We start from the raw sequence: 7,491 nt of genomic DNA, 5'->3' as shown, positions 1-7,491 counted from the left end.
ACCCGTGCTAGAAAGCGGGGAGCAAAGGAGAAAACAGCATGGCAAACATGGATCAACACCCACAAGGAAACGGATCAATCAAACACTATGACGCAGTCATCATCGGAGCGGGCGTTGGCGGCCTGTACGCCCTGCACCACCTGCGCGAGATGGGCCTCTCGGTGCGCGTGTACGACGCCGCCGGCGGCGTAGGCGGCACCTGGTGGTGGAACCGCTATCCCGGAGCACGGGTCGATGGTCCGGGCAGTCCTTTCTACTGCTACACGTTCTCAGAAGAGCTGATGCAGGAGTGGGACTGGGCCGAGACCCAGCCCAGCCAGGCCCAGGTACTGGCGTACGTCGAGCATGTTGCTGATCGGTTTGACTGGCACCGGGACATCCAACTTGAGACCTGGGTGAGCAACCCGCGTTACGACGAAGCGGCGCAGCGCTGGACGGTCGAGACCAGCGCCGGCGAGCACGTCTCGGCCCAGTTTTTGATCTGCGCCGTCGGCACCCTCTCGGCGCCGCACAAGCCCGACTTCCCCGGGTTCGACGATTTCACTGGCGAGTGCTACCACACCGGCCGCTGGCCGCAGGAGCCCGTTTCCTTTGCCGGCAAGCGCGTCGGCGTGATCGGGACCGGTTCCTCGGGAGTGCAGTCGATTCCCGAGATCGCTCGCGAGGCGGCGCATCTGACCGTGTTTCAGCGTACGCCGCAGTACAGCATCCCGGCTCGCAACCGTCCTCTCGAGCCTGAACTGATGCAGCACGCTCGCGAAAATTGGGACGAAGTCCGGGCGACGATGCATGCCCACCCCGTGGGCATGCCGTTCGAGATGACCACGCGCCTGGCCGCCGAGGACACCCCCGAGCAGCGCCAGGCGCTGTACGAAGAGCTGTGGCAGAAGGGCAGCTTCAACCTTCTTTTCGGCAGTTATGCCGACCTCCTGACGGACAAAGAGGCCAACCGCACCCTGGCTGATTTCATACGCGGCAAGATCCGTGAGGCCGTGCGCGACCCCAAGATCGCCGCCAAGCTGATGCCCGATTACTATCTGGGCACCAAACGTCAGATCCTTGACGACGGCTACTACGAAACCTTCAACCGCGACAACGTCAGCCTGGTTGACCTGCGCGAAGACCCGATTCAAGAGATCACACCAACAAGCGTGCGCACCGCGACGGGCGAACACCCTCTCGACATGATCGTGCTGGCGACCGGCTTCGACGCCATCAGCGGCACCCTGCTGCGCCTCAACCCCAAGGGGCGCGGCGGCGTCAGCCTGAAAGAGAAGTGGAGCAGCCGCTTCACAACCTACCTCGGCATGGCGATCTCCGACTTCCCCAATCTTTTTCTGATCCATGGCCCGGGCTCGCCCTCGGTGCTGTACAACATGCCGCTCGGCGCCGAGCGCGAGACCGAGTGGATCGGCAACTGCGTACGCTACCTGCGCGACAAGGGTCTGGGCGCTATCGAACCGACTCCCGACTCCGAGAAGCTCTGGGACCAAGAGGTCACCGAGCTGGCCTCACCGACTCGTGGTACACGGGGGCCAACATCCCGGGCAAGCACCGCCAGTTCCAGGTCCACCTGGGCGGCCCGCTCTACTTCGAGCGCCTCTCCGAGGTGGCCGCCAAGGGCTACGAGGGCTTCGTGTTTGAGGAGGGGAACCGCGCGGAGGTCGCCGCCGCGCCCCGAGCGCCTCAGAAAACGGGAGTTGACGAGCAACCGGAAGCGTAGTGGAGTTGCGGGTAAAAAACCCGCAGAGAGACGTGCGCCCCAAAACGGAGACACCTCAAGGCGGCTGTCCTGAGGTGTCTCAATGCCTGTCTCATTGCGGGGTGGTGCGCTGGCCCCGGTCGGGTGGTCCGTTGCTACGAGACACCCGGATACGGGGCTCGCTCGCCATCACACGTCGATTCCATAATCCTTGAGCAGGGCGCGGCTTATCACGATGTTCTGAATCTCTGTCGCCCCATCCAGATAGTGCGTCATCTTGGCTATGGCAAGATGACGGGCGAGTGGGGTGTCGGTTCGCAAGCCCACCGCCCCCATCGCCTGCATACACTGCGACACGCCTGTCAGCGCGACTCGGCTGGCAAACTTCTTGGCTTCCGCAATTGCCGCTTCCCCTCGATCCAGGGCTGCCGCAGCCTGATAGGTCAGCAGGCGAGCAGCCTCAAGATCCGTCGCCACATCAGCCAGTTCCCACTGCAAACCCTGGAAGCTCAGCAGTGGCTTGCCGAACGCCTGTCGCTTGGCGCCATACGTTAAGGCGGTCTTCAGACTGGAAGTGAGGATACCGCAGCAGCCGGCGCCCACAAACGTTCTGGCCATAGTGATGCCGCGCATGGCGGCCTTGAACCCGTCTCCGGGGCCGAACAACAGGTCCGCCTCGGGGACAGGACAGTCGGTCAAGCGCAATCCCGTGACGCCCATCGCATGCCCGCCGAGCAAGGTATAGGGCGCTTCCCGGACAAGGCCCGGCGCGTCCCCGCTCACCAAAAAGCTGGCAATACCCCGCCACCCCTGGGCCGGATTGGTCTGGGCATACACCCCGAACACATCCGCCTGTACGCCGTTGGTCACCCAGGCTTTGTGTCCGCTGAGACGCCAGCTGTCAGGCGCTTCTTCCGCACGCGTCGTAATGGCGGCGGCATCGCTGCCGGCTCCGGGCTCGGTCAGGCAAAAAGCGCCAATACGTTCGCCCGCAAGCATCGCCGGGACGTAGTGAGCGATCTGTTCGGGGGTGCCATTCCGGGCGATGCTGTTCAGCAAATTGTTGTGGACCCACAAGCCGAAGGTAAAGGCGAAACACGCCCCGGCCAATTCTTCAAGGACCTTGGCGGCGGCCATATGGCTGGCCCCGTGGCCGCCCAATGCCTTGGGCACGAGAACGCCGGTGAGGCCGACTCTCGCCGCCTCCCGAAAGGTTGTGACCGGGACCGCTCGGTTGAGTTCCCAGTCTGCCGCGTGGGGCGTAATGTGTTCGGCCGCAAACGTCCTGGCGATCTCGACCAGGTTGGTCTCATCAGTCGTCAGCGGGGGAACCATGTCGCACCTCTGCCGGACCAAAGCAGTACGGCTCGAGTGTGTCCTGCGCGGCGATACGGAACTTGTGCCAGCGGCCACCGCCATAATAGGCCAGGCTGCCAGGCTCGGCGTTGCCGTGTCCGTTGTAGTACGACAGACAGTCTCGCAGCGGTGCAGATACAATGTCTGCCTGGCGGCAGTGCTGAGCGTAGTCCTCTTGCGGCTGGCTGTGAATATCGACGATGGTCTTTCCCTGGTCACGCATGGTCGACAGCATCCACACGACGTAGTCGCCATGAGCGTCGATGGCGTCGGTGAAGTTAAAGCTGCCGCCCCCGCCCTGGGGGCCGGTCACAATGAAGAGGTTCGGAAAGCCTCGAGCGTGGATGCCAAGAAAGGTCTTTGTGCCCTCTGCATCCCAGGTCTCCTTGATGGTGCGGCCGTCGCGCCCCAGCGTCGTGTTGAATAAGCCGGACGCCATCCATTGGAACCCGGTCGCATAGATCAACACATCGAGCGGGTACTCAACGCCGTCATGCACGACTCCGTTCTCGTTGATCCGGCTCACGCCAGCCGGTGCGGTATCCACCAGATGGACGTGCGGCTTGTTGAACGACGGCAGGTATTCGTCGTGGAACGCGGGTCGCTTGCAGCCGTACGGGTAGTACGGCTTGAGGGCCGCCGCAGTCTTGGGGTCCTCCACGATGGTGTCTACCCGGGCTCGGATCTGCTCCATGATCCGAAAGTTCGTGTTCAGCTGCTTCTGGACCCGTTCCTCGCGCGTCAACTCGGTTGTGTGCTGTTTGCGCTTCCTGAAATCAGCGACCCTGCCGGCGAGGTAGTCGTCATTGGCCTGGATCGCCGTGCGGCCCTCGGAGATGCGGGCGAATCGCTTCCGCCGGGCTCTCGCCCAGCCCGGTTCATGTGACCACTCGTCGATCTCTTCCTGTTTCGTTTCGCGCTGGTCGCGCACGTCGATCGTCGACGGGGTACGCTGGAAGACGTGCAGCTCGGCGGCGACCTGCGCCAGTTCCGGAATGACCTGCACCGCAGTCGCCCCGGTCCCGATGATCCCGACCCGCTTTCCGTCCAGGGCGACATCGTACCGCCAGCGCGAGGTGTGGAACGACTCGCCCTGAAACGTCTCCATGCCCTCGATACGGGCCAGCTTGGGTGTGGTGAGGATCCCGTTCGCGTGGATCAGGTAGCGTGCCCGCATGGCGTCGCCACGGTTGGTGTACACGATCCACCGCCCGGCGTCTTCGTCCCACTCCGTCTTCTCCACCGTGGTATGGAATAAACAGTGGTCATAGAAGCCGAACTTTTCTGCCATTTTTTGGCAGTACTCGAAGATCTCAAACCCCGACGCAAATTTCATCGACGGGAAGTAGCCCATCTCCTCCAGTAACGGAAAGTAACTGTACGACTCCACATCACACGCAATGCCCGGATACCGGTTCCAGTACCAGGTCCCGCCGACATCGCCGCCCTTCTCACAGAACCGCACGTCGGTAAACCCGGCCTGGCTCAGCTTGTGCCACAACAACAGCCCGGCGAAGCCGGCGCCCACCACCATGATTTCGCACTCGTCGGTCAGCGCGTCGCGAGGGACCGGGTCGGCGGAGTATACATCCTCAAGGTAGGTGCTGAACTCGCCCTCCATCGCCATGTAGTCTGCCGCTCCCCGGCGCGCCTCCTTGAAGGTGCGATACTTGGCCTGCTCTTCGGCGTTGAACACCGCGCCTGGCGGCTGGGGCGGAAGCGTCTTGAGCGACTCATCCTGGGTGACCGAGTAGCCTCTCCCGACCACATCGTCCATCGTGCTGGCAGCACGGGTGTGAAAGATCTTCCGTCCGCTATCGGGGTCAATCCTGATCGACTTCATCTGCTCTCCTCTACGCGAATATCAGTGAAAGTTGCCTTCATCTCCGGTGAAGAACGGCCGGACTATAGCCTATCGTGGGCCACGTGTCAGCGCCCGCCATGTTGAAGAGGCGATGCCGGGTCGTCGGTCTTCACCGCTGCCAGCACCGTTTCGCTCTCGAAGCGCAATCGCCCTCTGCACAAAACTCAAAGGGCAGCCTGAGGTTTGAATTTAGGCAGCGTCACTTCGTCACTGACCTGGTCGAACCAGACTGCAACCGGCAGGCCGACTCGCAGCTCGTCAGGGGCTACGCCCGTCACCCACGTTGTGAGGCGCGGTCCTTCGTCCAGTTCGACCACCACTGCCGCATACGGAACGTTCTCGGCGAATGCCGGGTCGAGCGCCTGATACACGGTCGTCCAACAATAGACCGTGCCTGTTCCTTTCGTCGGAGCCCATTCCCACTCCAGGGACGCGGCGGATGACGCCACGTTCCACACTGCCGACAGCGTTGAAAACGCAGCTCCCGCTGCTGGCACCAGGCATAGAATTCCGCTGTGTAGCCCTGCAAGACGGGCAATCGAAGGGCCGGTGTCGTATTCTCAGTTGTCATGCTGAGACTCCCTCAGTGACGTAAAATCGCAATCGACCCGTGCCCGTGGCCTCCCCAGCCGGTCACCACCCCTAACTCGGCGTCTTGCACCTGACGCGAGCCGGCCTCGTGGCGGAGTTGCACGACAGCCTCAACCAGGTGGTTCATCCCGGTATTGTGCGCCTGTGAGAGCAGACCGCCGTGCGTATTCACGGGCAGCGCGCCGCCGAGTTCGATCCGTCCGTTTTCGACGAACGATCCCCCTTCGCCTTTTTTGCAGAATCCCGCCGACTCAATTTGCAAAATGGCCTGTCCGGTGAAGCAGTCATAAATCTCGGCGAAATCGACATCGCTCGGCTGGACTCCCGCCATCGCGTAGGCGCGCGACGCGCAAAAGTCGAGCCCGATTGTGAGGATATCTGGTCGATTGGGAATATCGTGGGGTGGAAAAGGATGGCCCGACGCCACGCCCGTCACATACACAGGCTGCTTGCGGAGATCTGTGGCGCGTTCGGCAGTCGTCATGAGTAGCGCCGCCGCGCCATCGGTCTCCAGACAGCAATCCAGGAGCCGGTAGGGATAGCTGATCCAGCGTGACGACAGGTAATCCTCCAGAGTGAGCGGAGATCGCTGCATGAGAGCGTTGGGATGCAGCTGGGCGTGTTGACGCATCGCCACCGCCACCGCACCCAGTTGCTCGTGGGTCGTGCCGTAGAGTTGCATGTGTCGCTGCGCCATCCAGGCGTAATGTTGGGGCGGGGCTGCCACGCCAAACGGCGCATAGTAGTCCCTGATGGTTGCGGCCGCTTGCAGTCCCGTCCCAGGGTCGGACGTCACATGCCGGGCTCTCCGTCCGGAATAGAACCGGCTGGCCAGGGGAATCAACGCATACTGGGCAATCCCACTGGCCAGCGCGGCCGCAGCAGACTCAACCGCGGACACACACATGGCCCCGCCCATTTCCTGGAGGGAGGTGGTGTAGTGCAGATTTTGCAGTCCCAGGTTCGCGCAAAAATCACCTGCCGTGCCGCCGCTCCCGGCGCCGTTGGGGAGAATCACCGCGTCGATGGATTCAGGTTGCAGGCCGGCGTCCTCGATAGCGCCCATTGACGCCTCCAGGGCGAGTTCGAGCGCGCTCTTGGGCGTGCCGCGCGTGTAGTCTGTTTCGCCGATGCCGACGATGCAGGTTTGGTCCCTCAAATCGGTCAACTCAGGCATACGCCTTGCCCCCTCCCTGTGTTACTCGGTGTTACTCGGAGCCGTTGTACTCCTGCGAGTCTCATTGGACGATGCGGCTTCGGCAAAGACCGGGCTACAGCCATTCTTCCTCTGTGTGCAGGCGGGTCAGGTGAATCTTTTTCATCTTCCAGCGGCCATCTTCCTTCACATAGTCTTCGTGATAATGCCCCCAGCCCTTGAAGTTGCAGGTCGGCAGGCGCACATCGTCAAACATCGACCAGACACCGTGTGCGGTTGTTGGGCTGGTCAGTTCGATTTCCGGCATGTAGCCCTGATGTATCGATTTTGCGTCGGTCATCAGCGTGCGGATGCCGTCAACCAGCGCGTCGCGACCCACGATCTCGATGTCACGCGGCAGAGCCTGGCTGGCGCGCGGCGCGCCTTCGTAGAGCGCCGAAACCTCGGCGGTGAAACATTCCCGCAAAAGATCCCACTGCCGCGTGTCCATCAATCGGAAATAGCGTGCTTTGAGCTGGCGGATCGCTTCCAAATCGTTGTGTTGGTCGATAGTCATGTCTTGCTCCCTTAGGCTGCGTGGTGTTTGATCAGCCGTCACAGAATACTGCCACAGCATATCTGGACGGGCTCCTGAGATCGAGACGGCTCGTGGACAATTCGATAGTATGTCCTGCTCCCGAACGTATCCACTCCAGCCTCGTGCCATCGTGCAGTCTACGTTGACAGCTCTGGGGCTTCTCAGTAGACTGCGTCGGCACTCCACTAAAACACTCTTTTGATCGGCGTTGAGGGAGAACATTCGGGTGTTGACAATGACGGAAA

6 protein-coding genes are annotated in these 7,491 nt (G+C 62.0%); 1 reads left to right on the top strand and 5 read right to left on the bottom strand.

Features of this window, described 5'->3' with window-relative positions:
* Positions 1-38 precede the first annotated feature (38 nt).
* Positions 39-1,796 carry an NAD(P)/FAD-dependent oxidoreductase gene (locus J4F42_09860; GenBank protein MCE2485804.1) on the top strand — a complete coding sequence of 586 codons (1,758 nt, stop codon included), beginning with the start codon at positions 39-41 and terminating at the stop codon, positions 1,794-1,796.
* Between the two features lie 95 nt (positions 1,797-1,891).
* Here J4F42_09860 and J4F42_09855 read toward each other — a convergent pair whose 3' ends face one another.
* From J4F42_09855 to J4F42_09835, 5 genes are all read right to left on the bottom strand, one after another.
* On the bottom strand, positions 1,892-3,037 hold the full coding sequence (locus tag J4F42_09855; protein ID MCE2485803.1) for an acyl-CoA dehydrogenase family protein: 1,146 nt from the start codon (positions 3,035-3,037) through the stop codon (positions 1,892-1,894).
* Positions 3,015-4,901, bottom strand: coding sequence for an NAD(P)/FAD-dependent oxidoreductase (locus J4F42_09850; GenBank protein MCE2485802.1), 1,887 nt, complete (start codon positions 4,899-4,901; stop codon positions 3,015-3,017). Before J4F42_09850 ends, J4F42_09855 begins: the two co-directional genes overlap by 23 nt.
* 185 nt (positions 4,902-5,086) lie before the next feature.
* Complete coding sequence (locus J4F42_09845) at positions 5,087-5,419, bottom strand: OB-fold domain-containing protein (protein ID MCE2485801.1); 333 nt, start codon at positions 5,417-5,419, stop codon at positions 5,087-5,089.
* 86 nt (positions 5,420-5,505) lie between these two features.
* Entirely contained in the window at positions 5,506-6,690 is a 1,185-nt protein-coding gene (locus tag J4F42_09840; GenBank protein ID MCE2485800.1) for a thiolase family protein, read from the bottom strand.
* Between the two features lie 94 nt (positions 6,691-6,784).
* Positions 6,785-7,285, bottom strand: coding sequence for a nuclear transport factor 2 family protein (locus J4F42_09835; GenBank protein MCE2485799.1), 501 nt, complete (start codon positions 7,283-7,285; stop codon positions 6,785-6,787).
* Positions 7,286-7,491 lie beyond the last annotated feature (206 nt).

The sequence above is a fragment of the Desulfurellaceae bacterium genome, assembly GCA_021296095.1.
In the GTDB taxonomy this organism is placed as follows: domain Bacteria; phylum Desulfobacterota; class Binatia; order Bin18; family Bin18; genus JAAXHF01.
This window is presented reverse-complemented; position numbering and strand designations above follow the sequence as displayed.

Coding starts and splice junctions, on each gene's coding strand:
- J4F42_09860 (MCE2485804.1), top strand. CDS start 39: ATGGCAAACATGGATCAACACCCACAAGGAAACGGATCAATCAAACAC.
- J4F42_09855 (MCE2485803.1), bottom strand. CDS start 3,037: ATGGTTCCCCCGCTGACGACTGATGAGACCAACCTGGTCGAGATCGCC.
- J4F42_09850 (MCE2485802.1), bottom strand. CDS start 4,901: ATGAAGTCGATCAGGATTGACCCCGATAGCGGACGGAAGATCTTTCAC.
- J4F42_09840 (MCE2485800.1), bottom strand. CDS start 6,690: ATGCCTGAGTTGACCGATTTGAGGGACCAAACCTGCATCGTCGGCATC.
- J4F42_09835 (MCE2485799.1), bottom strand. CDS start 7,285: ATGCTGTGGCAGTATTCTGTGACGGCTGATCAAACACCACGCAGCCTA.